This window comes from Kocuria sp. U4B, from assembly GCF_054875615.1.
On record NZ_CM142180.1, the window covers coordinates 3,641,841 to 3,667,581 of the forward strand.

General features: G+C 71.9%; 22 protein-coding genes, 1 tRNA gene and 1 pseudogene. 13 read left to right on the forward strand and 11 right to left on the reverse strand.

Annotated elements, in window-relative coordinates:
* Positions 1-749: 749 nt before the first annotated feature.
* Positions 750-1,202, reverse strand: coding sequence for an anthrone oxygenase family protein (locus ACYSMR_RS16900; protein WP_461746726.1), 453 nt, complete (start codon positions 1,200-1,202; stop codon positions 750-752).
* Positions 1,203-1,557: 355 nt separating this feature from the next.
* Between ACYSMR_RS16900 and ACYSMR_RS16905 the strand changes: the two genes are divergently transcribed.
* From ACYSMR_RS16905 to nrfD, 7 genes are all read left to right on the forward strand, one after another.
* On the forward strand, positions 1,558-1,905 hold the full coding sequence (locus ACYSMR_RS16905; RefSeq protein WP_461746728.1) for a hypothetical protein: 348 nt from the start codon (positions 1,558-1,560) through the stop codon (positions 1,903-1,905).
* A 383-nt stretch (positions 1,906-2,288) separates the two neighbouring features.
* A complete protein-coding gene (locus ACYSMR_RS16910; protein WP_461746730.1) occupies positions 2,289-2,489 on the forward strand; it encodes a hypothetical protein in 201 nt (66 codons plus the stop codon).
* Between the two features lie 76 nt (positions 2,490-2,565).
* Positions 2,566-3,960: an OFA family MFS transporter gene (locus tag ACYSMR_RS16915; protein ID WP_461746732.1), complete on the forward strand. Its 1,395-nt coding sequence runs from the start codon at positions 2,566-2,568 to the stop codon at positions 3,958-3,960.
* A 1-nt stretch (position 3,961) separates the two neighbouring features.
* Entirely contained in the window at positions 3,962-4,063 is a 102-nt protein-coding gene (locus ACYSMR_RS16920; RefSeq protein ID WP_445298423.1) for an MFS transporter small subunit, read from the forward strand.
* 380 nt (positions 4,064-4,443) lie between these two features.
* Positions 4,444-7,767: a formate dehydrogenase gene (gene fdh / locus ACYSMR_RS16925; protein WP_461746734.1), complete on the forward strand. Its 3,324-nt coding sequence runs from the start codon at positions 4,444-4,446 to the stop codon at positions 7,765-7,767.
* On the forward strand, positions 7,768-8,766 hold the full coding sequence (locus ACYSMR_RS16930) for a 4Fe-4S dicluster domain-containing protein (protein WP_309126433.1): 999 nt from the start codon (positions 7,768-7,770) through the stop codon (positions 8,764-8,766).
* On the forward strand, positions 8,763-9,857 hold the full coding sequence (nrfD, locus tag ACYSMR_RS16935; RefSeq protein WP_251334583.1) for an NrfD/PsrC family molybdoenzyme membrane anchor subunit: 1,095 nt from the start codon (positions 8,763-8,765) through the stop codon (positions 9,855-9,857). The genes ACYSMR_RS16930 and nrfD overlap by 4 nt, the downstream gene beginning before the upstream one ends.
* 27 nt (positions 9,858-9,884) lie before the next feature.
* On the opposite strand, the gene selD is transcribed toward nrfD, so the two are convergent.
* Entirely contained in the window at positions 9,885-10,856 is a 972-nt protein-coding gene (gene selD / locus ACYSMR_RS16940) for a selenide, water dikinase SelD (protein WP_374238530.1), read from the reverse strand.
* 118 nt (positions 10,857-10,974) lie between these two features.
* Here selD and ACYSMR_RS16945 point away from each other — a divergent pair.
* From ACYSMR_RS16945 to selB, 3 genes are all read left to right on the forward strand, one after another.
* Positions 10,975-11,069, forward strand: a tRNA-Sec gene (locus ACYSMR_RS16945).
* A gap of 48 nt (positions 11,070-11,117) precedes the next feature.
* Positions 11,118-12,446, forward strand: a complete 1,329-nt coding sequence (gene selA / locus ACYSMR_RS16950) for an L-seryl-tRNA(Sec) selenium transferase (RefSeq protein ID WP_461746737.1) — start codon at positions 11,118-11,120, stop codon at positions 12,444-12,446.
* The gene (gene selB / locus ACYSMR_RS16955; protein ID WP_461746739.1) at positions 12,443-14,239 is read left to right on the forward strand and encodes a selenocysteine-specific translation elongation factor; all 1,797 of its coding nucleotides are present in this window, start codon (positions 12,443-12,445) and stop codon (positions 14,237-14,239) included. Before selA ends, selB begins: the two co-directional genes overlap by 4 nt.
* Positions 14,240-15,175: 936 nt before the next feature.
* Here selB and ACYSMR_RS16960 read toward each other — a convergent pair.
* From ACYSMR_RS16960 to ACYSMR_RS16975, 4 genes are all read right to left on the reverse strand, one after another.
* Positions 15,176-16,150, reverse strand: coding sequence for an NAD-dependent epimerase/dehydratase family protein (locus ACYSMR_RS16960; protein WP_461746741.1), 975 nt, complete (start codon positions 16,148-16,150; stop codon positions 15,176-15,178).
* 424 nt (positions 16,151-16,574) lie between these two features.
* The gene (locus tag ACYSMR_RS16965; RefSeq protein WP_461746743.1) at positions 16,575-17,048 is read right to left on the reverse strand and encodes a hypothetical protein; all 474 of its coding nucleotides are present in this window, start codon (positions 17,046-17,048) and stop codon (positions 16,575-16,577) included.
* Between the two features lie 326 nt (positions 17,049-17,374).
* Positions 17,375-17,686, reverse strand: coding sequence for a winged helix-turn-helix domain-containing protein (locus tag ACYSMR_RS16970; RefSeq protein ID WP_461746745.1), 312 nt, complete (start codon positions 17,684-17,686; stop codon positions 17,375-17,377).
* Entirely contained in the window at positions 17,683-18,126 is a 444-nt protein-coding gene (locus ACYSMR_RS16975; RefSeq protein WP_461746747.1) for a hypothetical protein, read from the reverse strand. Before ACYSMR_RS16975 ends, ACYSMR_RS16970 begins: the two co-directional genes overlap by 4 nt.
* Positions 18,127-18,377: 251 nt before the next feature.
* Between ACYSMR_RS16975 and ACYSMR_RS16980 the strand changes: the two genes are divergently transcribed.
* From ACYSMR_RS16980 to ACYSMR_RS16990, 3 genes and pseudogenes are all read left to right on the forward strand, one after another.
* The gene (locus ACYSMR_RS16980; protein WP_461746749.1) at positions 18,378-18,971 is read left to right on the forward strand and encodes a recombinase family protein; all 594 of its coding nucleotides are present in this window, start codon (positions 18,378-18,380) and stop codon (positions 18,969-18,971) included.
* 660 nt (positions 18,972-19,631) lie between these two features.
* Positions 19,632-19,970, forward strand: a complete 339-nt coding sequence (locus ACYSMR_RS16985; protein WP_461746751.1) for a hypothetical protein — start codon at positions 19,632-19,634, stop codon at positions 19,968-19,970.
* A 58-nt stretch (positions 19,971-20,028) separates the two neighbouring features.
* A pseudogene (locus tag ACYSMR_RS16990) lies at positions 20,029-20,397 on the forward strand (helix-turn-helix domain-containing protein); the annotation flags it as partial.
* A 202-nt stretch (positions 20,398-20,599) separates the two neighbouring features.
* Here ACYSMR_RS16990 and ACYSMR_RS16995 read toward each other — a convergent pair.
* The 5 genes from ACYSMR_RS16995 to ACYSMR_RS17015 form a co-directional block, all read right to left on the reverse strand.
* Entirely contained in the window at positions 20,600-21,586 is a 987-nt protein-coding gene (locus ACYSMR_RS16995; RefSeq protein ID WP_461746753.1) for an aldo/keto reductase, read from the reverse strand.
* A gap of 2 nt (positions 21,587-21,588) precedes the next feature.
* Positions 21,589-22,500, reverse strand: a complete 912-nt coding sequence (locus ACYSMR_RS17000) for a helix-turn-helix transcriptional regulator (RefSeq protein ID WP_461746755.1) — start codon at positions 22,498-22,500, stop codon at positions 21,589-21,591.
* Positions 22,501-22,832: 332 nt separating this feature from the next.
* Complete coding sequence (locus ACYSMR_RS17005) at positions 22,833-23,672, reverse strand: hypothetical protein (protein ID WP_461746757.1); 840 nt, start codon at positions 23,670-23,672, stop codon at positions 22,833-22,835.
* Positions 23,673-23,748: 76 nt separating this feature from the next.
* Positions 23,749-24,171 (reverse strand): hypothetical protein, encoded by a 423-nt coding sequence (locus ACYSMR_RS17010; RefSeq protein WP_461746759.1) that lies wholly within the window; start codon positions 24,169-24,171, stop codon positions 23,749-23,751.
* Between the two features lie 124 nt (positions 24,172-24,295).
* Positions 24,296-24,994 (reverse strand): hypothetical protein, encoded by a 699-nt coding sequence (locus ACYSMR_RS17015; RefSeq protein ID WP_461746761.1) that lies wholly within the window; start codon positions 24,992-24,994, stop codon positions 24,296-24,298.
* Between the last annotated feature and the right edge of the window lie 747 nt (positions 24,995-25,741).

Consider the following 25,741-nt stretch of genomic DNA (forward strand, 5'->3'; position numbering starts at 1 on the left):
CGGGGTGCGGGTGCTGGTCCTGGGCGGGGGAGACGAGGCCACCCCCCCCCGTGGGGTCGATGGTGTTCACGGTCATGGTTGCCCTGGCGCAGAGGGAACGGGAGACCACACGAGAAGGCATTGCCGACCCGGTGGCCACACGCCGGGCTGCCGGCGAGGACCTGGGCATGTCCCACGGGCGGGGGCCGGCGGGCAGGGCGAGGTTCTCGGGTTCCTCGCCATCTCCGCCAGGGCTTCCGGAGGCGGCGACCAGCCGGTGCCCGGACCGGTGCACCGGGGGCGCGGACTTCCGGGCCCCCGGCCCGCTGGCCGAGGAGCTGTCCGGCCGGTACCGGGGGCTCACCCCCGACCAGCGCGCCCACGGCCGCACCCCCGACCGGGACGGGCCGCTGTCCTACACGGCGATGGCCCAGGACACCATGTTGGGGGGGACCCGCCCGCCTGATGATCGTGGCGGTCACTTCATCACTGGCACTTCTTTCGGCCGTCGACGGGATGCATCGCCGAACGACGAAACCGGCAACGCCATCCACGAGCGCCCCTGGAGGCGACGGCGGCGCAAAGCCAGCCCCCAACGGACGCCCGGTGCAGCACCCTCAGGGGTGACCGCCCCATGGTGGTGCCCCACGCGACGGACAGGTGGTCCCACAGCTCGTTCCGGCCGTGGTGGGGGAGCACCGGTCGAGGAGCCGCGCCCATGGGGCAAGGCCGCCGGAGGGGGTGGCGCAGTGGAGCCCGGTGCCGGGGCGTCAGACCGGTGTCAGCAGGAGGACGGCGCCGATGGTCGACGACGCCGCCCGCAGATGGTTGGCCCTGGTCCAGGCCCGGGTGTAGCCGGCCCACGCCGCTGCACGGGCGGTGGGCGGATGGCGGGCCAAGCCGGTGTTGAGCGGCACGTTGACCGCTATCGTCAGCACCCACCCCGCCAAGGACGCCACCGCCCCGGCCACCCGTAGCGCCACGGCCGGGTCGTCCTCGATCGGTGCGGCGACCACTGTGGCCGCACTGGCGGCGGCGGAACCGAAGAACAGCGCCATGAACGGGAGCCGTACCGCGGCCTCGTTGATCGCCACCATCGTGGAGACGGCTTCGGCGGCCGGACGGCGCTCGAGGGCCGGCATCACCACCGCCGAGAAAGCGACGTAGAAACCGGCCACCAGCGCCGAGCCGAGCCCGGCCATCGGCACCAGCACCTCAGCCACGTCGGATCCCGAGCCGGACCGTGCACTCGGCCACTGGGTGGGGCGCACTCCGGGGAACCTTCATAGCTCCCAGGCTGAGCACCGGAGACAGCCGGTAGACCATGCCCGGACGAACAACCGCCGAACATCCAACATTCCCCGCCAGGTTGCCCGGGACCAGAAGGGGACGGACCGCTCCAGGGCCGTGACGTCTCGGGCCAGGGGAACATGAACACGGGGTGAAGGTTTCGACAACCCGCTGCTGGCCTATGGCGCCGGTCACTAGGCTGGAGCTGGACAGCGTCGTCGACCACCCCGTCCGATGCCTGCACGTGCTGCAGATTCCGGTGCGCTTGACGACCTGGAGGCCCCGCCCATGAACGTCCTCGAATCCCTGTCCACGCCATCCGCCGCTGCTCCTGCGCCCGTCGCCGAGGGCATCGGGGTGGGCATCGCCTGCGACGTCACACCCTCGGTGGACGTCTCACGACTGTCCCGGTGCCGGGTGCGCGCTGACCGCGCGGGGCTGAATCTGCGTGCCGGTGAGACCGTGCTGTGCGCCCCCTACGAGCCATCCGAGCTGGGAATGGTCGTGCTGGTGCGTTGCGAGGTCGACGGTCACCGTCCCGGGGTCCTGATCTCGGCCAGTTCGGTGGAGTATCTCGAGCTCGCCACGGAACCGGTGGCCGGGCGTGGGTGGGACAGGCCGGGTATGCGCCGCTGATCATCGTCGGCTTGCCGGGAAGGTCGGGCGTCGAACATCGACCGCCTTCAGGGCAGGAGCCCACGGCCATGGTGTCCATGGCGTGGTGGCGACCGTTCGCGGCGACTCGGAGGGGCCCGTGGTGAGGGTGATGTCCTCGGGGAGGTCCCACCACCGCCCATGGGCTCCACCTCGACCTCGTGCTCGGCCTCGCGCTTGACCTGGTGCAGCCGCTGAAGCTCGTTCGGACGCCGCGCGCAGGGGCGACGACGGTGAGCTCGACGTCGCCCACGACGTGGGCGGAGCCCGTGCGTCGCCTCCGCAGTTCGACGAGGCAGCGGTGGCCTCGGAGGCTGGGGCGCACCCGCTGCAGGGGTGGTGGCGGGGCCACGACCGGGGAGCCTGTGGCCGGGCAGCCCTTCGCCGAGCCGGTCGAGACCGAGGCCGGCACGGCCCTGGCCACCACCCGGCTCAACGCCCGCGCCACGTGCGGGCCCGGGGGCGACCGTCGCCACCACCCCGCCGGCAGCCCGCCTGCCTCCTTCTGGGAACAGAGCGACGAAGAGGTGCCCGATGTGAGGCGGTTCACGATAGTGTGCGTCTGAGGCATGATCGTCCGGTGACCAAGGTCGTGATCCCCGCCGCAGGGGGCCGTACGACCCCTGATGAGGGAGCTCAACCATGGGATGGCTCGACCGGGCGCACACGGTGGCGCCTCCTGGATTCAACCGCTGGCTGATCCCGCCGGCAGCCCTGGCGGTGCACCTGTGCATCGGGCAGGCCTACGCGACCAGCGTCTACAAGACCGCGCTCGTCCAGCACTTCGACGCGAGCCTGACGCAGATCGGGGTGATCTTCTCCATCGCGATCGTGATGCTCGGGCTGTCCGCCGCCGTCTTCGGCACCTGGGTGGACACCAACGGGCCGCGCAAGGCGATGTTCACCGCCGCCTTGTTCTGGACCGGGGGGTTCCTCGTCGCCGCGCTGGGGATCTTCACCCGTCAGCTGTGGCTGGTCTACGTCGGCTACGGCTTCATCGGGGGCATCGGGCTCGGCATCGGCTACATCTCCCCGGTCTCCACCCTGATCAAGTGGTTCCCCGACCGGCCCGGCCTGGCCACCGGCATGGCGATCATGGGCTTCGGCGGCGGCGCGCTCATCGCCAGCCCCCTCTCCTCGGCGCTGTTGGGTTTCTACGACCCCAACTCCGGGACCGAGGGCTGGGTGGCCGGCGGCGACGCCGTCGGCAAGCTGTTCCTGACCTTCGCGGTCGTCTACTTCGCGTACATGATGTTCGGCGCGTTCACCATCAAGGTGCCCGCCCCCGGTTGGGCGCCGGCCGGCTTCGACCCCTCGACGGTGAAGAAGAAGGCCCTGGTCACCACCGCCCACGTCTCCGCCCGCAACGCGATCCGCACCAAGCAGTTCTGGTGCGTGTGGGTGGTCCTCTTCTGCAACGTGACCGCCGGGATCGGCATCCTCGAGCAGGCCGCGCCCATGATCCAGGACTTCTTCCGCCAGGCGGACGGCGCTTCGCTGGTCACCGCGGCCGCCGCGGGCGGGTTCGTGGGTCTGCTGTCCATCGGCAACATGGGCGGGCGTTTCGTGTGGTCGACCACCTCGGACGTCGTCGGGCGCAAGCGGATCTACCTGATCTACCTCGGTCTCGGCGCCCTGCTCTACACCGTGCTGGCGCTGCTCGGCTCCGTCTCCACGATCCTGTTCGTGCCCCTGGCCTTCGTGATCATCTCCTTCTACGGCGGAGGCTTCGCCACCGTGCCGGCCTACCTGCGGGACCTCTTCGGCACCTACCAGGTCGGAGCCATCCACGGCCGTCTGCTCACGGCGTGGTCCGCGGCGGGCGTGGCCGGGCCGCTCATCGTCAACGCGTTCCTCGACGCCCAGGGGACTCCGGGGGAGTTGACGGCCCAGGCCTACCAGCCGGCGCTGCTGACCATGGTGGGCCTGTTGGTGGTCGGTTTCGTCGCCAACCTCCTGGTCACCCCCGTGCACCCCCGTTTCCACGAGCCGGCCGGCACCGTGCCCGCCACCCCGGTCCTCGCGAAGGAGAACTGACATGAGCCGTGCACGACTCGCTCTGGGCTGGGTCCTGGTGGGCGTCCCCCTCGCCTATGGCATCTTCCAGACCCTCCTGAAAGCCGCCGCGCTGTTCAGCTGACCCAGCGCACGCCTGCAGGCACGACTTGCCGGCTGCCGTCGCGCGCTCCTTGAGCCGTCGCCGAGGTGATGGGGCGGGCGGCTTTCGTCAGGGTCCCGGTGCTGGTCGTGGTCCGCACGAAGGGATGGCAGCGGTCGTTGCCGCCGCGGACGAACCGGGATCCGCCGGTTGTGCCCGGCGGGGGACGCGACGTCGGCCCGGTGCCGGGGCCGGCGGTCGGCGGTGACGCAGGATGGCTCGCCCTGAGCCCATGGTCCCGCCCCGCCACGTGCGCAGATGGTTCAAGGACGGTCCACTGGTCCACGACCTGGTCTGCTCACTGGAGGTGGCCGGCCCCGGATGACCTGACACTGAGCCGGTGGAGGGGCTAAGCTCCTGCCATGGCACGATTCAGTCCTCTGGAGTGGCCGGTCCTCCGGCAGCTCCGCTCGGGTGATCTCCTCGGCCGCGGGCCGGCGGTGACGTCCGAGCGCACGCGGGAGCAGGCCCCGCGCACGACCACCGCGGACCGCGTGGTGCAGAGCGTGTGCCCGTACTGCGCGGTGGGCTGCGGCCAGCGGGTGTTCGTCAAGGACGAGAAGGTCGTCCAGATCGAGGGGGATCCGGACTCGCCCATCTCCCGCGGCAGGCTGTGCCCCAAGGGCTCGGCCAGTGAGCAGCTGGTCAACGCGCCGGGGCGGCAGACCGAGGTGCTCTACCGCGCGCCCCGGGCGACGGAGTGGCAGCGCCTGGACCTGGACACCGCCGTCGAGATGGTGACCGACCGTTTCCTCGCCGCCCGCCGCAACGGCTGGCAGGACGCCGATGAGCAGGGCCGTGCGCTGCGCCGGACGATGGGCATTGCCTCCCTGGGCGGGGCGACGCTGGACAACGAAGAGAACTATCTGATCAAGAAGCTCTTCACCGCCGCGGGCGCGATCCAGATCGAGAACCAGGCCCGTATTTGACACTCCGCCACGGTTCCCGGTCTGGGAGCCTCCTTCGGTCGCGGTGGCGCGACGCAGTCCTTGCAGGACATGGCCAACGCCGATTGCATCGTCATCCAGGGCTCCAACATGGCCGAGTGCCACCCCGTGGGCTACCAGTGGGTGACGGAGGCCAAGGCACGCGGTGCCCGGATCATCCACGTCGACCCGCGGTTCACCCGCACCTCGGCCGTCGCTGACAAGCACGTCCCGATCCGGGCCGGCTCGGACATCGTCCTGCTCGGGGCGCTGATCAACCACGTGCTCACCCACGACCTGTGGTTCCGGGAGTACGTCCTGGCGTACACCAACGCGGCCACGCTCGTGAACGAGGACTACCGCGACGCCGAGGACCTCGACGGCCTGTTCTCCGGATACGACCCCGAGAGCGGTCAGTACGACATGTCCACGTGGGCGTACGCCGAGGGCGAGGGCGGCCGGGTGAGCGGGCCCGAGGGCGACCCGGAGCACGGGGCGGCCTCCGTGCCGGAGGCCGCCGGCCACCAGCTCGGCAGCGGTGGGGCGCCGATGGAGCACGCGCGCATGCAGCGCGACGAGTCCCTGCAGGACCCTCGGACGGTGTTCCAGATCCTCAAGCGGCACTACCGGCGCTACACCCCGGAGATGGTCCAGGAGGTGTGCGGCATCGACCCCGAGGACTTCGCGTACCTGGCCGGGTCGATCACCGAGAACTCCGGGCGGGAGCGGACCACGTGCTTCGCCTACGCGGTCGGCTGGACCCAGCACAGCCTGGGGGCGCAGTTCATCCGCACCGCCTCGATCCTGCAGCTGCTGCTGGGCAACATGGGCCGGCCCGGCGGGGGGATCATGGCCCTGCGCGGGCACGCCAGCATCCAGGGCTCCACCGACATCCCGACCCTGTTCAACCTGCTGCCCGGCTACCTCCCGATGCCCGTCGCCGGCACCCACGACACCCTCGAGGACTACCTGGGGGCGATCGCCTCGAAGCAGCAGAAGGGCTACTGGGCCGAGGCCGACTCCTACACGGTCAGCCTGCTCAAGGCGTGGTGGGGGGACGCCGCCACGGCGGACAACGACTGGGCCTACGACTACCTGCCGCGCCTCACCGGCGCCCACGGCACCTTCCAGACGCTCACGAGCATGCTCGACGACAAGGTCGAGGGGTACTTCCTGCTCGGGCAGAACCCCGCGGTGGGCTCCTCGAACGGCCGGATGCAGCGCCTGGCCATGTCCCACCTGAAGTGGCTGGTGGTGCGGGACCTGAACCTGATCGAGTCGGCGACCTGGTGGAAGGACGGCCCGGAGATCGCCTCCGGGGAGCTGCGCACCGAGGACATCGAGACCGAGGTGTTCTTCCTGCCCGCGGCCACGCACGTGGAGAAGTCGGGCACGTTCACCCAGACCCAGCGGCTGCTGCAGTGGCGCCACCAGGCCGTGGCCCCGCCGGGGCAGGCCCAGAGCGAACTGCAGTTCTTCCACGAGCTCGGCCGGCGGATCCGGCAGCGCCTGGCCGGCTCCACCGACGAGCGCGACCGGCCGCTGCTCGACCTGACGTGGGACTACCCCGTCGACGAGCACGGGGAGCCGGACCCGGAGGCGGTGCTGGCCGAGATCAACGGCCGCCACCTGAGCGGCCCGGACGCCGGGAAGCCGTTGTCCTCGTACACCGAGATGCGCGCCGACGGCTCCACCTCCGGTGGCTGCTGGATCTACACCGGGGTCTACGCCGAGGGCGTCAACCACTCCGCCGACCGCCGCCCGGCCCGCGAGCAGGGCCCCGCCGCCCTGGAGTGGGGCTGGGCGTGGCCGGCCAACCGCCGGCTGCTCTACAACCGCGCCTCGGCCGACCCGCAGGGCAGGCCGTGGAGCGAGCGCAAGAAGCTCGTGTGGTGGGACGAGGAGCAGGAGCAGTGGGTGGGCGACGACGTGCCGGACTTCCCGCTGCACCTGGCCCCGGGCACCCGCCCTGACCCCGACGCGGGGGGCGCGGCCGCCCTGGCCGGGGACGACCCGTTCATCATGCAGGCCGACGGCAAGGGGTGGCTGTACGCGCCCAAGGGAGTGGTGGACGGTCCGCTGCCCACCCACTACGAACCGCAGGAGTCCCCGGTCGCCAACGCCATGTACCCTCAGCAGCGCAGTCCCTCCCGGGTGCTGATGGCCCGCCAGGACAACCTCAGCGCCCCCTCGGCCGGGGAAGCCGGGGCGGAGGTGTACCCCTACGTGTTCACCACCTACCGGCTCACCGAGCACCACACCGCCGGGGGCATGAGCCGGTGGTTGCCGTACCTGTCGGAGCTGCAGCCGGAGATGTTCTGCGAGGTCTCCCCGGAGCTGGCCGCCGAGTGCGGGCTGGAGCCCTACGGCTGGGCCACGATCGTCTCGCCCCGGGCGGCGATCGAGGTGCGGGTGCTCGTCACCGACCGGATGACCCCGCTGGTGGTCGGGGGGCGGACCGTGCACCAGATCGGGCTCCCGTACCACTGGGGTGTGGGCGATGACGCAGTGGTCAGCGGTGACTCCGCCAACGACCTGCTGGGCCTGACGCTGGAGCCCAACGTGCAGATCCAGGACTCCAAGGTCGGTTCCTGCCACATCCGTCCGGGCCGCCGCCCGCGGGGCCCGCAGCTGCAGGAGCTGGTCGCGCAGTACCAGACGCGCGCGGGCGCGACCGTGGAGACCGGCAACACCAGGATCGCTCGAGCCGGCGCCGCACCGACTCCTGACCCGAGCACCGACCCGACGAGGGAGACCTAAATGGGCCAGCTGGCCGGACCGACCGACCCCACCGCCGACGCGCACTGGGAGCACCGGCACGCGCGGAAGGGCTTCTTCACCGACACCTCGATCTGCATCGGGTGCAAGGCCTGCGAGGTGGCCTGCAAGGAGTGGAACCAGAACCCCCAGGACGGCGACCTCCGGCTGCTGGAGTCCTCCTACGACAACACCGGCTCCCTGGGGGCCAGCACCTGGCGGCACGTGGCATTCATCGAGCAGGGCCCGGAGCGCATCGAGCAGGCCCGGCAGTCCGGGCGCAAGCTGGTGAGCCTGGGCATGCCGCGCGTCGGCCCGCCCGAGGCGCGGCCGCAGACGGCGCCGGAGGACACCACCCCGCCGGACACCCCGGAGTTCCGCTGGTTGATGTCCTCGGACGTGTGCAAGCACTGCACGCACGCCGGGTGCCTGGACGTGTGCCCCACCGGGGCGCTGTTCCGCACCGAGCACGGCACGGTGGTGGTCCAGGACGACGTGTGCAACGGGTGTGGCACCTGCGTGGCCGGGTGCCCGTTCGGGGTGATCGAGCGGCGCACCGACGGCACCGCCGCGCCCCGCACCAAGCGGGGCGAGCAGCCCGGGGCGCGCCCCGAGGTGCCGAACGTGGGGATCGCCCAGAAGTGCACCCTGTGCTACGACCGCATGGTGGATGATCAGACACCGGCGTGCGCGCAGACCTGCCCCACGACCTCGATCAAGTACGGTCACCACGACGAGATGGTCGACCAGGCCCGGGAACGGGTGGCCGAGCTGCACGCCCAGGGCCGCACCGAGGCCAGGCTCTACGGCGCCAACGAGCTCGACGGGGTCGGGGGCACCGGGTCGGTGTTCCTGCTGCTGGACGAGCCGGAGGTCTACGGGCTCCCGCCGGATCCTCGCGTGCCCACCGCGGACCTGCCCCAGATGTACCGGCGGGCCGGGCTGGCCGCGGCGGGCATGCTCGCGGCCGCCGCGGTGGCCTTCGCGGGGGCCCGCTCGTGAGCCTGTCCGAGTTCGACAGCTACCGTCCCCCCGAGCAGCCGCGCCGTCGGCGCCGCGACGGTCCGCGTCGCCGAGGTGCCGGCCAGGGCGCCGGGGGAGACGGCTCGCGCGAGATGCCGATGGTGCCGGCACCGGAGTTCACCTCCTACTACGGCCGCCCGGTGGTCAAACCGGCGCCCTGGGGCCACGAGGTCGCCGCGTACCTGTTCCTGGGCGGGGTCGCCGGCGGCTCGGCGCTGCTGGCGCTCGGCGCTCAGCTCACCGGCCGGAACGCGCTGCGCCGCAACGCCCGGCTGGGGTCGGTGACCGCCCTGGGCCTGGGCGGGGCCGCCCTGGTGGCCGACCTCGGGAGGCCGGAGCGCTTCCTGCACATGCTGCGCACGTTCAAGGTCACCTCCCCGATGAGCATGGGCACATGGATCCTCAGCGCGTTCGGGGCCGGCATGGGGACCGCGGCCGCGGCCGAGGTCGACCGGCTGACCGGCGCGCGCCTGCCGCTGGGTCCGCTGCGCCCGGTGCTGCGCGCGGTGGAGGGCCCGGCCGGGATCGAGGCCGCCGTGTTCGCCGCTCCCCTGGCCGCCTACACCGCGGCCCTGCTCTCCGACACCGCCACCCCGACGTGGAACGCCGCCCGGGAGGACCTGGCGTTCGTCTTCGTGAGCTCCGCCAGCCTCGCCTCGGGCGGTCTGGCGATGGTCACGACCCCGGTCGGCGAAGCCGGCCCCGCCCGGCGGCTGGCCGTGCTGGGCGTGGCCGGGGAACTGATCGCCACGAAGGTGATGGAGCACCGGATGGACCCGGTGGCGGCCGAGCCGCTGCACCACGGCCAGGCCGGGGCCATGCTGGCCTGGAGCGAGCGGCTGGCGCTCGCCGGTGGCCTCGGCACGCTGCTGGGCGGGCGCCACCGGGCCCTTGCCGTGGTGTCGGGACTGGCGCTGCTGGCCTCCTCGGCGCTGACCCGGTTCGGGGTGATGGAGGCCGGGATCCACTCGGCCCAGGACCCCCGGTACACGATCGAGCCGCAGAAGGCGCGGCTCGCCGCCCGGCGGGCCGCCGGGATCACCGACGACGCGATCACCACCGCCGGCTGACCGCCCGGCGGCGTTCCGGGCGGACCCTCAGCGCACGGTGATGCCGGACCCGGCGACCGTGTGGCCGACCACGGGGTACCCCGGCAGCTCACCGACCACCAGTAGCCCACCCGAGGTCTGCGCGTCGGCCAGCAGCAGCAGGTCCTCCTCGGCGACACCGGTTCCGGCCTCCAGGTGCGGGCGCACCCAGTCGAGGTTGCGGCGGGTGCCGCCGGAGACGTAGCCGTCCCGCAGCGCCTGCGCCGCGCCCTCGACGAGGGGCACGGCCCCCCGGTCGAGGACCGCGCCCACCCCGGAGGCACGGCACATCTTGTGCAGGTGCCCGAGCAGGCCGAAGCCGGTGACGTCGGTGGCCGCCCGCGCCCCGGCCACCAGGGCCGCCTCGGCGGCGTCCCGGTTGAGCCGGGTCATCGTGGCGAGCGCCTCGGGGAACACCTCACCGGTGGCCTTGTGCCGGTTGTTGAGCAGGCCCACGCCGATCGGCTTGGTCAGCGTCAGCGGCAGCCCCGGCTCGGCGGCGTCGTTGCGCAGCAGCCGGCCCGGGTCGGCCACGCCGGTCACGGCCATGCCGTACTTCGGTTCCGGGTCGTCGATGGAGTGACCCCCGATCACCGGGCACCCCGCCTCGGAGGCGACCGCCAGACCGCCGCGGAGCACCTCCGTCAGCAGCTCCATCGGCAGCACCTCCCGGGGCCAGCCCACCAGGTTGATCGCCATCACCGGGCGCCCGCCCATGGCGTACACGTCCGACAGCGCGTTCGCGGCCGCGATCCGGCCCCAGTCGTAGGCGTCGTCGACGACCGGGGTGAAGAAATCGGCGGTGGACAGCACCGCCAGATCCTCGCGCACCAGCACGGCCGCGGCGTCGTCGCCGTCGTCCAGGCCCACCAGCACCCCGGCGCCCGACTGCCCGGTGAGGCCACGGACCGCCTCCTCCAGCTCCCCGGGCGGGATCTTGCAAGCACATCCCCCACCGTGGGCGAAGCCGGTCAACCGCACCGCCGCGTCCGCATCACCGGAAGGCCCGGCCGAAATCCTCGTCGTGTTCACGGAACCAGCCTAACGGTGCCTCCACGGGTGGAGGCCGGGAACGGGACCGTGGTGCTAGATTGACCGAGGTGGCGTCCGGGTCCTGGTGGGCCCCCCGGTCTTCAAAACCGGTGAGGCCGAGCACCTCGGCCTGGCGGGTTCGATTCCCGTCCGCTACCGCCAACTTCTGCACCGCGCCCCACACGGCGACGACAGCGACGAGGAGGGATCGTGGCCCCGGACGACCCGCGTCGTCTCATCCCCCGCACCGACCACCTCCTGGACCTGCCCCCCGTCCGCCGCGCACGCCACCGGCTGAGCGAGACCGTCATCCGCTCACTGGTGGACGAGACCCAGCAACGCGCCCGGCGCGGGGAGATCGCCCCCCACGAGGTCGCACCGGCGGTCCTCGCCGCCGTCGCGGCCCGATCCGCGACGACGCTGACGCCGGTGCTCAACGCCACCGGCGTCATCGTCCACACCAACCTCGGCCGCGCCCCGCTGTCCGAGGCCGCCGTGGAGGCGCTGGTGGCAGCCAGCGGCTACGTCGACGTGGAGCTCGACCTGGCCACCGGCACCCGCACCCGCACCCGCGGCGCCGCCGCCCGCGCCGCCCTGCTCGCCGCCTGCCCGGCCGCCGAGGACGCTCTGGTGGTCAACAACGGCGCCGCCGCCCTGGTGCTGGCCACCACCGCGCTCGCCGCCGGCCGCGAGGTCGTGATCAGCCGCGGCGAGCTCGTCGAGATCGGCGCCGGCTTCCGCCTGCCGGAGCTCATCCAGTCCACCGGCGCCCGGCTCCACGAAGTCGGCACCACCAACCGCACCCACCTGCACGACTACGCCCAGGCCATCGGCCCCGACACCGGGTGCCTCCTGAAGGTCCACCCCAGCAACTTCCGCCTGCAGGGCTTCACCTCCGCCGTCGAGGTGGACCAGCTGCACCCACTGGCCCGCACCCACGGCATACCGCTCGTGGCCGACCTCGGCAGCGGCCTGCTGCACCCGGACCCCCTGCTGCCGGCGGAACCGGACGTCACCTCCGCGCTGTCCGGCGGCGCCGACGCCGTCATCATCAGCGGGGACAAACTGCTCGGCGGCCCGCAAGCCGGGGTGGTCCTCGGCCGCTCGGACGTCGTCGCCCGGATGGCCCGCCACCCGCTGGCCCGCGCGGTCCGTGCCGACAAACTGGCGCTCGCCGCGCTCGAGGCCACGCTGACCGGCGGATCCCCGCCGGTCGCCCAGGCCCTGCACGCGGACCCGGACCGGCTCCGCGGCCGGGTCGAACGGCTCGCGGCGGCCGTCGGCGCCCCGGTGGTCCCCCACGAGGGGCGGGTCGGCGGCGGCGGCGCCCCCGGCGTGCCCCTGCCGGGGTGGGCGCTGCGGTTGCCCGAGGCGGCGGCTCCTGCACTGCGCGCCGGCGACCCCGCCGTGCTCCCGCGGGTCCACGACCACGCCTGTCTGATCGACCTGCGCTGCGTGCCCGAAGCGGACGACGACCGGCTGCTCGCGGCGGTGCGGGCGGTCCTGGCCGCCGTCGCCGACGACGGCGGGTCCGGATGACCGTGCACGTCGTCGCCACGGCCGGGCACGTCGACCACGGCAAGAGCACCCTCGTGCGCGCCCTCACCGGCATGGAACCCGACCGGTGGGAGGAGGAGCGCCGCCGCGGACTGACCATCGACCTGGGCTACGCCTGGACGACGCTGCCCTCGGGACGCGAGGTCGCCTTCGTCGACGTGCCCGGCCACGAGCGCTTCCTCGGCAACATGCTGGCAGGGCTCGGCCCGGCTCCTGTCGTCTGCTTCGTCGTCGCCGTCGACGAGGGATGGCAGGCCCAGTCCAGCGACCACCGCGACGCCGTGGCCGCCCTGGGCATCGAGCGCGGAGTCGTGGTCCTCACCCGCGCCGACCGAGCCCCCGAGCGCGCTGACGCGGTGCTCGCCGAGGTCCGCGCACAACTGGCCGCGACCGGCCTGCACGACGCCCCCGCGGTCGCCGTCTCCGCGCTGGAGGGCACAGGCCTGGCCCAGCTGCGCGCCGCCCTCGACGACGTCCTGGCGCGGGCACCGGCGCCCAGCAGCGAGCGCTTGCGCCTGTGGGTGGACCGGTCGTTCACGATCACCGGCTCCGGCACGGTGGTGACCGGAACCCTGGCGGCGGGATCGCTCGTCCAGGGCGACCGGCTGCAGCTGCTCGGCCACGACGGGGCCCGGCCGGTGGCGGTCCGAGGGCTGCACAGCCGCAACCGGCCGTGCACCTCGCTGGCACCGGTCACCCGGGTGGCGCTGAACCTGCGCGGGGTCTCGGCCGACGACGTGCGCCGCGGCGACGCGCTGGTCACGCCCGGCACGTGGCCGGTCACCGACGTCCTCGACATCCGCCGCACCACCGGAACCGCGTTCACGGCCGCGGCCGTGCACCTCGTCGTCCATGCCGGCACCGCGGCCGTGCCCGCCCGGCTGCGCCCCTTCGACGACGACCACGCCCGGCTGAGCCTGGACCGGCCCCTTCCCCTGGTCCTCGGCGACCGCCTGGTGCTGCGCGACCCCGGCCACCGCTCGGTGCTCGGCGGAGCCCAGGTCCTCGACGCCGATCCACCGGTGCTGCGGCGGCGCGGCGACAGAGGACGCCGCGCGGACCGGCTCGCCGGCATGGACACCCGTGGAGACGTCCTGGCCGAGGTCGCCCGGCGCGGCGCGGTGCGGGAGCAGCACCTGCACCGCCTCGGCCTGCTGCCCACCGGAGACCCCGATCCACCTGGTGAGGTGCGTGTGCTCGGCGACTGGTGGGTGCACGCGCCGGTATTCGACTCCTGGCAGCAGCAATTGCGCACCGCAGTGGAGGAACTGCACGCCCGTGACCCGCTGGCGGCCGGCCTCTCCCGGGGCGCCGCCCGCGACCTGCTCTCCCTGCCGGAGCCCAGGCTGGTCGACGCGGTCGCGCGCGCCGCCGGTCTGGAGCACGACGGCGGCCACATCCGCTCACCGCACCACCGCGGCGACCTCGGACCCGTCGAAGCCGCGCTCGCCGAGTTGGAGCATCGGCTCGCCACCGCGCCGTTCCGCGCCCCGGAGGCCGATGCCCTGACCGCCCTGCAGCTGGGTGTCCGGGAACTCGCCGCGGCGGAGCGCAGCGGACGGATACTGCGTCTCCGGGACGGCGTCGTTCTGCTCCCCACTGCCCCCGCCCTGGCGATGCGCGAGCTTGCTCGCCTGCCACAACCCTTCACCACCAGTCAGGCCCGTCAGGCGCTGAACACCACCCGGCGCGTCGCGATCCCGTTGCTGGAACATCTCGACGCCCGCGGCTGGACCCGGCGCCTCGATGCCGGTCACCGCACCACGGTGCGCTGAACCACCAGCCGCGGATCCCGCCGCCCTCTGCCTTCCTGGCCACCCGAGGCGGCATGACCGTGCCACAACCGGACACGGCCACCATCTCCAGCAGGTATTCCAGGGCCTCAGCACAGCGGCGTGAGCGGCCGGGTCACCGACCGTCTGTGGTCTCTGCGGACGCGGGGGAGAGCAGCGCCCGGATCCGACCGATGGTCAGGGTCCACGGCTGTCAGCCTCCTTCTTGCGGACCGGCGACAACCGGGTGATGTCCGCGGCCTCCGCGCGCACGAGCATCCGCCGCTGGGAAACCCAGCGCTGCGCCGCCGACGCGGCAGGCGCCGATGGCGCCACCCGTCACCCCGCCCCGAGCTTGTTCGATGCGGCCGAGGTGGGCCTGCGCGACCGCGAGCAGACCCCCGAGGACACACCCGTGGCCCACGCGGGTCGGGGCATCCCTCGCTCGACCACTGCCGGCCCCGCGGCCGCACCTGGTCGTTCCCGATCCTCCGCGAGCGCCGGGAGGGGAGGACGCCCGGCTGCTGGACCCATCTGGGCGGGGCGATCCGGTCGCGGAACCCCTATCCACTGGAGGACCGGGCGCTGCGGTGGAGGGGGCACCAAGGCTGCGGCCCATCCAGGACCGACCGGTTCAGCGCCAACCGCGAGGCTGGGGAACACGTTGGGTCCCCGTCATCGCGCAAAGCCGGCTCCGAAGTGCGGCAGAGGTGGTTGCCGCCCCGGGGTCCGGCAACGGCAGGGCCAGGCATGTCGGCGCTGAGGGACGCCCCTGCGGCAGATATCTGAGCCGTCTCGTGCAACTCCAGGGATGCGCGACGTATCCAGTTGTGAGACAGCACGGCGCCCAGGTGGTTTGCCCGGTGCCGTCATGGATCCTCGCGTGGGCGTACCGGACGGCCCTCAACCGCCTACGTCGTGCGGCGCCGGGTGGCGGGTTCAGCGTCCGATGCCGAGGAGGGAGCGTCGGGGGGCTGTGCTGTACCAGTCCAGGGTGTGGGCGATGCCTTGGTCGTAGGGTGTCACCTGGCCGGGGCCGAAGGCGGCGGTGTAGTCGGTGGCATCGACGACGTGCGGTTGTCGGAACTGGTAGAGCATCTCCGCGCCCTCCCGGGCCACCGGCGACACCACACCGAGGACGCGTGCCGACCGCTGCCCGAGGCGCAGGGCCCCGACCGGCCGGTGCACCTGGGCCGACACCAGGGCCAGAAAAGCCCGTGCGGTGGTGGGCTCCGGGGTGGGCAGGTGCCATGCGCGGCCCAGGGCGGCCTCGCGCTCGCCGAGCTCGGCCAGGCCGTGGGCGAAGTCCTCGACGAACATCGGGCCCAGCGGCTGGTCCAGGTCTCCGACCCACAATGCGGGTCCGTGGGTGAGGGCGGGGCCGAACAGGTTGCGGCCCAGCAGGGACTCCACGGCCGGGCCGTAGAGCTCGGGGGCGCGGCCGATGACGGTGCGCACCTGCCCGCCGGTGTGGGCGGCGATCACCCGCTCAGCCAGCCAGGCGCGCAGGACCCCCTTGTCGCTGACAGGCCGGTAGGGCAGGTCCTCGGTCATGGGCCCGGTGACCCGGCCGTACATCCAGGTGTCGTCGGCGAACACCATCGGCGCCCCGGCGGCCCGGGCCCCGGCGAGCACCCCGTCCACCGCGGCCGGGAAGTCCTCCCGCCACCGGGTGAAGGGGACGTTGACGGTGTTGTAGACCACGTCCGCCCCCCGGCAGACCTCGCGCATCCGCTCGGCGTCCCGGGCGTCCCCGGCCGCGACCTCCACCCCGGGCGGGGCGTCGAGGTGGCCGCTGCGGTTCACCGCCCGCACCCGTCGGCTCCGGCGGTGCAGTTCGCCCACCAGCGCCCGGCCGGTTCCACCACTGGCACCGACCACCACGTGCACCCCGCCCGTGCTGCTCATCCTCATCCCCTGCCTCTTCTCGGCTCCTCGTAGCACCGGCCGTGCACCGCCCGCCCCCGGAGATTTTGGGGGCTGCTGCTCGGCCTGGCCACCACCGTGCCCCCGCGGATGGCCACCGCATTCATATTTCCCCCGCTGCCGGCGACATGACGTGGTTGCTACGGGCCATCACAGGAGCGCCAATGCGGTTCCGTCCCTGACCGCACCGTGCCCAGCCGCGGCTTCCTGGGTGGCGCCGGGTGTTGATCGATCACCGTTCGGACGTAACGGTGTAGTGCCTGAGGCGGGCGGTGTTCCTCGAGGCCGATCGCGGGCGCCACCTCCGGCATCTGGTGTGGCGGATATGGCAGGTGGAAGGGGACGGCCACTCGGTCCTTCCCCGGGGGTTGCGCCGGTTCCGCGGCGTCCTCCCGTCAGGTAAGGCCGGTGATCAATACGGGGCCACGCCGAAGTGACGCTGCAGGCGGTGGTGACGGTGGGTGAAAACCGCGCTGACCAGCAGGTGCATCAGCGCTTCCACAACGTGTCCGCCGCGTCGGGCGTGGAACACCACCCGGTCATGGACCCGGGTTTGGTGGGCCCCGATGGGGGTGAGGGTGCGTTCGTGCTCCCACCGCCGGGCGGTGATCATCGAGGAGATCTCATGGAAGCGGCGCCCGGGGTCGAGTTCGGCCAGCAGAAGGTTGTCCCACTCGAAGGGCACCACCCCGAACGCGCGCAGCCAGGCCCGCACCAGCGGCACCCCGACCGGCGCGTGGTCGAGGGACCCTGTCGACAAGCCGGGCGGCAGCGACATGGTCAGCCACGGGCGCATCTCCTCGTTGATGCCCTCGGCGGTGACGAGGCGGTTCCAGACCACCGGCGCCGGCGCGGCGAGGTGGCTGATCTTTTCCACAGTGCGCACGGACTCACCCTAGTGACCCGGCCTGATCGTAGTGCTCAGCAGCGGGGCCGGCGCACGATGATCACGTGGCTCTTCCGGGCCGCTCCGGCTCGATCTCCACGAGACGGCATAACGTGACCGGCACCTTGGCCTGCCGCCGGGCGGGTGCGTGACCTCCGAGGCGGTGCCTGTCATGCCGCGGAGTGCTCCGCCTGGTCCTGGCGACGGGCGGGGTGGGCGAAGGCGCTCTGCCCTCTCGGCGTGGTCAGGCAGTATGGCGGGGCATCTCGAGGCTGATCGGTGAGCGGCGTAGGCCCGCACTGCTCTCGGAGGGGCTGACGGGACTTCTACCTGCCCTCGGCGATGGCGCGCAGGGCCTCGAGGTGGCGGGTGTAGGCGGTGCGCCCGGTGGGGGTGAGGGCCAGCCAGGTGCGGGGGCGTTTGCCGACATAGCCTTTGCGGATCTTCACGTAGCCGGCGGCCTCCAGTTGGGTGGCCTGTTTGGAGAGCACCGAGTCGGAGACCTCGATGGCATCGCGCACCCGGGCGAACTCGGCCTCGTCGACCTGGGCCAGGGCCGCGACGATGCTCAGGCGCACCGGGGCGTGGATGAGCTCATCCAGGCGGTGCCGGGCGTGCTGGCCTTCCGCGGTGCTCACTTCGACCCCCAGCGGATCACGGCCGCGGCCACCAGGGCGGGAAGAGCGGCGACGGCGGCCCCGGCGGCGACCATGGGCCAGGTGTTGGGGGAGGCCTGGGCGGAGAAGTTCAGCCAGGGCAGCACCACGGTCAGCGTCAGCACGAAGGAGGCCACGATCCCGCCCTGGGACCAGGCCTTGGCCCGGCGCGGCACGGTGCGCGCCAGCCGCTCGATCCACCACACCGTCACCAACCAGGCGGCTGCGAACACGGCGGTGCGCACGGTGTAGCTGACCCAGTCGTCCAGGATGTTCTGCGCGGCCATGTAGAGGGCCGTGGCCACCCCGAACACCGCCGTCGCCCCGGCGTGCACCGCCCGGTCGCGGGGGGTGTCCAGGGTGCGGGCTTGGATGGTGGCCAGCTGCTGACGGGCCTGGTCGGGGGTGGGGTGGTGGCTCATGGAGTCCTCCTGGTCGGCGTGGCGTGTGACGCCATCACAGCAACTACTTTCCATAATGGCAAGTATTAGCTTTGGGTTACGGGTCGCCAGTTGAGCCATGGCGTCTCTCAAGCCTAGGGATGCGAGACGTCTCGTCGAACTTTTTTGCAACCCCGAGATTCCGCGGCGCGGAGTGTCTCGTACCTATGTGTTTTATCCATGGGCCTAGAATCGGGTACTGAACATTAGTTGTGAGACACGTAGGGGTAGACATGAGCAAGCTCATCGGGTATGCGCGCGTATCAACGCGGCAGCAGGACGCGGATCGTCAAGTGCATGACCTGCAGGCGGCGGGAGTGCGGAACGATGACCTATATGTCGACCATGGAGTGTCTGGTGCCCGTGCCTCGCGTCCGCAGTTCGACAGAGCGATCGCCGCAATTGAGGATGGCGACACACTGGTCATCACCACATTGGACCGTCTGGGTCGGTCGACCCAAAACATGCTGGCCTTTGCCGAGGGGCTGCGCAGTCGTGGGGCGGGGTTGCGGGTGCTGAACCTGGGCGGGGGAGACGTGGACACCCACACCCCGATGGGCTCGATGGTCTTCACCGTCATGGCGGCCCTGGCTCAGATGGAACTGGAAATCAAGCGAGAGCGGATCACTGATTCGGTGGCCAAGCGCAGGGCCGCCGGCAAGGACCTGGGCGGTCGCCGTCCCACCTTCACCGACTCCCAGATCCGCAACGCCCTCCGGCTGATCGATTCGGGGGAGCCGGCCACCCAGGTGGCACGGGACCTGGGGATGTCCAGGGCTACCCTCTACCGTCGCATCCGGGAACTGCCGCTACCGACGACCATCTGAGCCCGTCGTTATCTGTGGTCATCGTGATGTGGATGAGGCGCCTGAGCGGGCTTTTCAGCGGGCGGGGTAAACGGGCATGACAACGCCCCGCGGTTGCTTACCGAGCGAACAGGCGTGCAGTGGCCCGGATGAGGTCCCCCGGGTGACCGTCTGGTGATGCCCACGCACTATGCCTCCGAGGGGCCCTTATGCCGCCCGCCGTCCGGGAGGGGGAGCTTAGGAGCAGGCGGCGGATGCCGTGGACGGCGGCCGCGATCCTTCGCTCGCGCGGTTGCTGAGCAAACATTTTCTGTGGCAGCACGGCGAATGTGCTGGAAGAGATTTATGGACAGGACCACGCTGTCGAGGCGATCGTCCGGGTGGCGCTGGACGATCGGCCTATTACCGATATGTCGGTCCTTCCGCGGATCGCTGAGATTCCTCCTTGCCGGACTTCATGGATCCTGTGTCCAGGGTCCCGGCCCTAGAATTAGACCTTTCCGCCGGCTTATTCCCGCAGGGTTTGAGAAAGGTTTCATGATGAGCACATCAGATCCCACGCGGCCCATGACCGCTCCGGTCGCCCTCGTCCCCGACCCCTTGCCCCCGCTCCCCGATGGGCGCCTGATAGCGGCCATTCCGGAGGATCTCGGCAGGGACAGTGACCCCCGACAACGGCCTGTGGATCTCATCCAGCGTGTCCTGGTCGCAGCAGGAGAGGTCGAGGAAGCAGAGTGGGCCCTCGACCAGGTCCTTGACGCCGCCGCCACCTCGGACGAGGAAATCGGGCTGGAGTCCGACGTCGCCCCCGTGGACAGCGCCTTAGAGTCGGCGCGGTGGGCGCTGGACCAAGCGGTGGCCGCCCTGCACGCGGAACTCCGCGCGGCGGCGGATTCCGGGGTACCGCTCACGGACCTCGTCGAGGCTTCAGGACTGTCGGCCGGTGCACTGCGCACCGCCCTGGACACCGCCCCCGGCACTACGGCCGAGGCGCTGCCCGCGGAACAGCTGAGGCCTTAGACAACTCGTTGCCCTATCGCAGTGCCGTGGAGAGTTCCTATCCGGGCATCCATGGCCGTCGAAGAACGCGCTGGCCTTCGCCGAAACACCGCGGGGCAGGGGAGCCGGGTTGCGGGTGCTGAACCTCGATAGGGGAGAGGTGGACACCCACACCCCGATGGTTCCGAGGGTTGTTGCCGTCATGGCCGCCCTGGCGCAGATGGAGCTGGAGATCAAGCGGGAGCGGATCACCGACTCGGTGGCCAAACGGAGAGCCGCTGGCAAGAACCTCGGTGGGAGGCGCCGGACCTTCACCGCCTCCCAGATCCGCAGCGCCCTACGGCTGATCGGGGCCGGGGAGCCGGCCACCCAGGTCGCCCGGCACCTCGGGATGTCGAGGTCAACCCTGTACCGGAGGAGCCGGGAGCTACCAATGGCGACCGCCTGAGCGGACGCTCATCCTGACGCCGGTGGCGTAGGGGCCGGCGTCCCTGATGGGCCAGTCACCGTCCGTGCCCTGCGCCCCTGGAGGGGCCTACTGTGCACCGCTGGACGCCCCACTCCGGACAGCCGAGGGTAAAGGGGATGGGTGCCCACCGCAGCCTTGCGTGGCGACGGCGTGCACCCGCGGTTCCTGGTGGGGGTGGGGGTTAGCGGTTGATGTAGCCCAGGTGGGTGTCGTTGTAGCGGGCCCCGTGGACGCCCACGCGCTGGGCGAGGGTGTCCAGGTCGGCGATCTCGTCGGCCGACAGCGGCACCTGGGTGGCCCCGGCGTTCTCCTGGATGCGGGAGGTGCGCCGGGTGCCGGGGATCGGCACGATCCACGGCTGCTGGGCCAGCAGCCACGCCAGCGCGATCTGCCCGGGGGTGGCGCCCTTGCCCTGGGCCAGGGCGGTGACGTGGTCGACCAAGGCGGTGTTGGCGGCCCGGTTCTCCTCGGCGAACCGGGGGATGGTGGTCCGGATGTCACCGGCGGCGAAGGCAGTGGTGGTGCCGACAGTGCCGGTGAGGAAACCCTTGCCCAGCGGGCTGAACGGGACGAAGCCGATGCCCAGCTCCGCCAGAGTGGGCAGCACCTCGGCTTCGGGGTCGCGGGTCCACAGCGAGTACTCGCTCTGCACGGCGGTGACGGGCTGGACGGCGTGGGCGGCGCGGATGGTCTGCGCCGAGGCTTCGGAGAGCCCAAAGTGACGCACCTTGCCCTCGGCGATCAGCTCCCCGACGGTCCCGGCGACGTCCTCGATCGGCACCTGCGGGTCGACCCGGTGCTGGTAGAACAGGTCGATGGCCTCGGTGCGCAACCGCCGCAGGGAGGCCTCGGCCACCCGGCGGATCTGCTCGGGCCGGCTGTTCAGCCCCACACTCTTACCGTCCTGGATGTCCCAGCCGAACTTCGTGGCGATCACCACCTCCTCGCGCACCGGCTGGAGGGCCTCCCCGACGAGCTCTTCGTTGTCGTAAGGCCCGTAGACCTCGGCGGTGTCGAAGAACGTCACACCGTGCTCGAGCGCTGAGCGCAGGACGGCGATCATCTCATCCCGGTCACCGGGGTTGGGGCCGTAGCTCTGCGACATGCCCATGGCGCCCAGCCCGATCGCCGAGACCTCAAGGCCCTGTCCAAGGGTTCTGGTGTGCATGGTCATCCTTCCCTGGGGTGGTGCTGCTTGTTGGTGGTGCTGGTCGTGTCGGTGCGTGCGGGGCAGTGGTGGGTGGCGGTCCAGCTGGCCAGCAGCTTCAGCGCGTCCTCCGAGGCGGTGCCGGGCTCGGCGCTGTAGGTCTTCAGCGTCAGCCCGGGATCGGCGGGGAGCTCGAGGGTGTCGAAGACCAACTGCAGGTTCCCGACCACGGGGTGGTGGAAGCCGGTGGTGCCGGTGCGGTGCAGGCTTACCTGGTGAGCGCCCCAGCGGGTGCGGAAGGCCTCGCTGCGGATGGCCAGCTCCTCGACCAGATCGGTCAGCCCCTTGTCGTAGGGGTTGCGGCCGGCCTCGGTGCGCAGCAGGGCGACGATGTCGTCGGCGAAGGCCTCCCAGTCGGCATAGAAACTGCCCGCACGCGGGTCCAGGAAGCAGAAGCGGGCCAGGTTCACCGACCGGGCCGGAATCGTGAAGGCCTCGGAGAACAGGGCCCGGCCCAGGGGATTGACGGCCACGACGTCCATGCGCCCGGTGCGTACCAGCGCCGGGATCCCGGTCCACCCTTCCAGCAGGCGCTGGATAGAGGGGCGCACTGGAAGCACCGGCTCCACCCGGCGCCGTGCCCGCCGGCCCGGGCCGGCAGCACGGGCCAGGTCGAACAGGTGGGCCCGTTCGGACTCGTCCAGGTGCAGGGCCCGGCAGATCGCCTCCAGCACCTCGTCGGAGACCCCGGCGAGATTGCCCTGCTCCAGGCGGGTGTAGTACTCCACGCTGACCCCGGCCAGGGTAGCCACCTCCGCCCGGCGCAATCCCGGCACCCGTCGGGTACCACCGTAGACGGGCAAGCCGGCCTGGGACGGGGTGATCCTTCCCCGTCGGGAGCCCAGGAACTGGCGCACCTCTGCCTTGTGGTCCATACCTACCACCGTAGAGGCCCCACACCGGGGCTGGGTGTCCCTATCAGTACCACCCACAGCAGGGCCTCCCACCCCCGGTAGAGACGGGCGTTGACTGGTCCTCGTGGCGCCCACCCCGGGGCGCGGCCGGCCCCCGTAGAGCACCAGCCCACCTACGGCCGTCAGATCGGGGCAGGCGGTGAAGGACGATGGAGACGACCAACGTGACAACCCAGAACGCATCCACCCCCCGGCCCGGGGCCCACAGCCCCGGACGGTACTTGTCGTGCTGCCACCCTGGGCGGTGCTGCGCAGGGTGATGGCGATCCGTGATGGGGCGGAGTGCGTTGTGCTCAGTCGTCGGTGTGGAGGTGGCGTTGCAACCACAGGGTCGACCAGAGCTTCAGGCGGGTCTCGTTCCAGTCCGGGGCGTCAACCACCAGCGCGTCGGGGCCGTAGCGGTGGACCGAGGCGACCCCGTCGCGGTCGGTGAGCTCGGTGATCATCCGCTCCACCAGCTCGGGGTGCTCGGCGGCGAGGTCGGCGCGCAGCCCGACGTCGAAGCACCCCACCTCGGCGACCACCGTCACCAGCGGCTCCTCCACCGCGTCGGCCACGGGATTCTCCCCGCGCAGCGCGGCGATGGTGCGCCGGGTGTGGGCGTCCATCTCGGTCCCGCTCATCGGGTCGCGGCCGTGGGCGGACTGGTAGGCGCTGTAGAGCGGGATCGCGGGCAGGAAGACCTGGTGGCCGGCGGCGGCGAGCACGGGGTAGTTGAGCATGGGGTAGTCGTCGAGGCGGTGCTCCCCGACGCGCCACTGCGCTCCGGGGACCGCGGTGGTGATGATGCGGGCGAGGTAGGAGGTGAAGCCGTCCACCAGCGCCAGGGTCTGGGCCGGGGGGTGGGGGTCCACCAGCATCCCGTGGCGGGCCCAGCTGGGCCAGGAGCGGCGGGTCGGATCCTCCTCCAAGGACCTCGGGTCGACACCGAGCTCGCCGGCGCGGCCGGTGACCCACTCCCACACCGGGCCCACCGACTTGGGGGTGCCCTCGAGCAGCACGTCGGGGTCGAGGCCGTGGGCGGCCACCGCGGTGCGCAGGTGCTCCAGCGCGGGGGAGCGTTCGGCGAGGAACTCATCCATGGCGTCAGCGGCCTGAGGCGGGACCATGTCCTCGTACAGCAGCTGCGTCATGGCGTCACTGTAGTGTGCCACCGCCGGGGGTGAGGCCGGTGGCCGGGGTTGCCTCGTCGGCGCGGTGCCCGCGGGGTTACCCGTAAAGGCCCGGGGTCCCTACCTCGAGGTCGTCGAGCACCCACTCGGAGAGCTGCCCGGCCGGGACCACCACCGAGGTATCTCGCATTCGCTGTGCCTCCTGGAGCGGCAGGGGTTCCTCGGTGGCCTCGGCCTGGTGGACGGCCAGGGCCGCGGTGTAGCCGGCGGCCAGCTGGTGGGCCCAGGCCTGGTGTGCGGCGTAGCCGGGGTGGTCGGGGTCGGGGCTGCGCAGATCCAGCCACCGTGCCGGTTGCCGGGAATCGACAGGGACCGCAATCAGGCGTTGATGCAGTTCCCAGGTGACGTCGGCCCAGCGGCCTGCGGGGGTGTCCACCATGGGGTAGTAGATGGCGACCCAGTGGGTGGGGGAGGAGGGGCGCAGCTCGACGGCCAGGGCTTTGGGAGCAGAGATAGTCATGCCTGGGTCCTGTTCACGGTGGAAGGGTTGTGTTGCAGTGGATGCCTCGGGGCGGGACCGCGCTGCCGGCGCGGTGCGGCGCGCGGGTCCCGGGGCCGAGGGCGACAGAGGGCTGCTGATCTCCTCACTCATCGGGGCTCGGCTCGGAGGATCGGAGCTCGGTGTCGTCGTGGGCGTGGATCATCCGGCGGTATCCGTCCAGGCCCTCACGGATCCACACCACGCCCAGGGACGGGGCGGCTTCCTCCACGGTGCCCACGTCCTGCAGCTGTCCGCGGTGCCAGACCTGGATCCGATCGCCTGGCCGCAACCGGGCCAGGTCGTAGATGCGCAGCCCCTTCTCGCGACGATCCTCCTCGCCCACGGTGACGGGCGTCAGGGCGGCAGGGTGATGCTGGTCCTGGCCCGGAAGCGCGGGCGCGGGCTGGCTCGGGGCGGCGGGGTGGTGTCCGGCGGCCGGCCTGCGGCGGGGGCCGGGCGGCTGCCGGCGGGCCGCACGCGGTACCTCGGTTTGAGGTGCTTCCGGGGGCACCGGGGAAGTGGAGGTCAGGAAGTCCTGGCGGGTGTCGAGCTCATCGGCCAGCTCCTGGGCCCGGTCCAGGGTCACCGGATGCGGCCCGGCCGCATCGATGTACTCGTACTCGAGCTGGCGGGTGATCCTCGAGTGCAGCACGAGCAGCTCCACCAGCGCCAGCTCCGCCAGGGCAGCGGGGAAGGGGTCCGCCGGGGTCAGATAGGTGCTCGAGACCTCCAGGGCCGACGGCACCAGGCTCAGCTGTCGGCGCGCCGAGGTGTCGGCGGGCGCTGTCGTGAACTGACTCATGCCGCTGGTCTCGCCGGGACGGCGGGGGTGTCCGGATCGATCCCGACCGGTGCGGGGAATTCGGATTCCATCAGGGCAGCTCCTGGCCACGAGGCGTGTCGTGGCCGGCTGCTGGACCTCACCCCCAGGCTAGAACCCTGAGACCTCCGCTGACCAGGGCTTTGCATGGTTTGCACCCCCTGAGGTCGGTAGCAAGAAGTCGCTCCGGCCCGTGGTGAAGCTGCCGACGTCTCGGCAGGCACCGACCTCACCGACGCCGCCGACCCGGCCGAGGGTCATGGCCTCGCCTCCGGAGCCCTCCGGGGGCGGGCCGGGGTGGCGGTGGGCATAGGTGGGAGGCGCTGAAGTTCGGGGTCGACGATCTCGGCGGCGATCTCGGCCACCGGCCGGGAGGAGTCCTGGGCGGCGGCGCGCAGCATCTCCAGGGCCTGCCAGTGGGGGGCCCGTAGCGGGTCATCCGCACACCCACCGCGGTGCCGACTTCCCGGGTGGGGGTCAGGGGATGTTCCAGGTGCTGGGCCGGCAGGGGTGAGGGGCGGTGGCTGCCACAGGCGCGCCGTGTCCCGGTGTGGTCCCCTGAGGGGCCGGAAGGGAACCCAGCCGCAGGGGCGATTATCAGACAGCCGGCTGCTTGACTCCCCGATGACCACCCCTGCGACCAGGTCCCAGCCTGCCTGCCGCCCCGGACATTGCCTATTCCGGGGCCTCTGACCAGGCGCTTCAGCGACGCTCACGGCCTCGGGCAGG

Excerpts from the sequence above, each read along its gene's own strand:
- ACYSMR_RS16905 (WP_461746728.1), top strand. The coding sequence starts at position 1,558 with ATGAACGTCCTCGAATCCCTGTCCACGCCATCCGCCGCTGCTCCTGCG.
- ACYSMR_RS16915 (WP_461746732.1), top strand. The coding sequence starts at position 2,566 with ATGGGATGGCTCGACCGGGCGCACACGGTGGCGCCTCCTGGATTCAAC.
- ACYSMR_RS16920 (WP_445298423.1), top strand. The coding sequence starts at position 3,962 with ATGAGCCGTGCACGACTCGCTCTGGGCTGGGTCCTGGTGGGCGTCCCC.
- ACYSMR_RS16930 (WP_309126433.1), top strand. The coding sequence starts at position 7,768 with ATGGGCCAGCTGGCCGGACCGACCGACCCCACCGCCGACGCGCACTGG.
- selB (WP_461746739.1), top strand. The coding sequence starts at position 12,443 with ATGACCGTGCACGTCGTCGCCACGGCCGGGCACGTCGACCACGGCAAG.
- ACYSMR_RS16960 (WP_461746741.1), bottom strand. The coding sequence starts at position 16,150 with ATGAGGATGAGCAGCACGGGCGGGGTGCACGTGGTGGTCGGTGCCAGT.
- ACYSMR_RS16975 (WP_461746747.1), bottom strand. The coding sequence starts at position 18,126 with ATGAGCCACCACCCCACCCCCGACCAGGCCCGTCAGCAGCTGGCCACC.
- ACYSMR_RS16980 (WP_461746749.1), top strand. The coding sequence starts at position 18,378 with ATGAGCAAGCTCATCGGGTATGCGCGCGTATCAACGCGGCAGCAGGAC.
- ACYSMR_RS16995 (WP_461746753.1), bottom strand. The coding sequence starts at position 21,586 with ATGCACACCAGAACCCTTGGACAGGGCCTTGAGGTCTCGGCGATCGGG.
- ACYSMR_RS17000 (WP_461746755.1), bottom strand. The coding sequence starts at position 22,500 with ATGGACCACAAGGCAGAGGTGCGCCAGTTCCTGGGCTCCCGACGGGGA.
- ACYSMR_RS17005 (WP_461746757.1), bottom strand. The coding sequence starts at position 23,672 with ATGACGCAGCTGCTGTACGAGGACATGGTCCCGCCTCAGGCCGCTGAC.
- ACYSMR_RS17010 (WP_461746759.1), bottom strand. The coding sequence starts at position 24,171 with ATGACTATCTCTGCTCCCAAAGCCCTGGCCGTCGAGCTGCGCCCCTCC.
- ACYSMR_RS17015 (WP_461746761.1), bottom strand. The coding sequence starts at position 24,994 with ATGAGTCAGTTCACGACAGCGCCCGCCGACACCTCGGCGCGCCGACAG.